The following is a 341-nucleotide window of genomic DNA, read 5'->3' on the forward strand; positions in this document are numbered from 1 at the left end:
CCGAGCCCGATCCCGCAGGCGGCGAGGACCCGGCGCCGGCGCTCGACCTCGGCGGCCAGGGCCCGGTAGGTCAGCCGGGCGCTGCCGTCGTCGAGGGCGGGCTCGTCGGGGTGGGCGCGTACGGAGGCGGCGAAGACGTCGAGGAGGGTACGGGGCGGGGCGGGGGGGCCGGCGGAGAACAGGGCGGACTTGGCGGAGGCCTCGTCGGAGGTGGGTGCGGCGCCGGGCGGGGCGGCTTCGGGTCGCCGGCCTCCTCCCGCGTCCCCTTCCCTCCTGCCGTCGTCACCGTCGTCGCCGTCGTCGCCGTCGCCGTCGCCGTCGCCGTCGAGCAGATCGAGTTC

General features: G+C 78.6%; 1 protein-coding gene. It reads right to left on the reverse strand.

From position 1 onward, the window contains the following. The coding region (locus VR44_RS48180; protein WP_245692905.1) for a hypothetical protein at positions 1–332 on the reverse strand (332 nt) is incomplete at its 3' end. Between the last annotated feature and the right edge of the window lie 9 nt (positions 333–341).

This window comes from Streptomyces katrae (genome assembly GCF_000966975.1).
Classification (GTDB): Bacteria; Actinomycetota; Actinomycetes; order Streptomycetales; family Streptomycetaceae; genus Streptomyces; species Streptomyces katrae.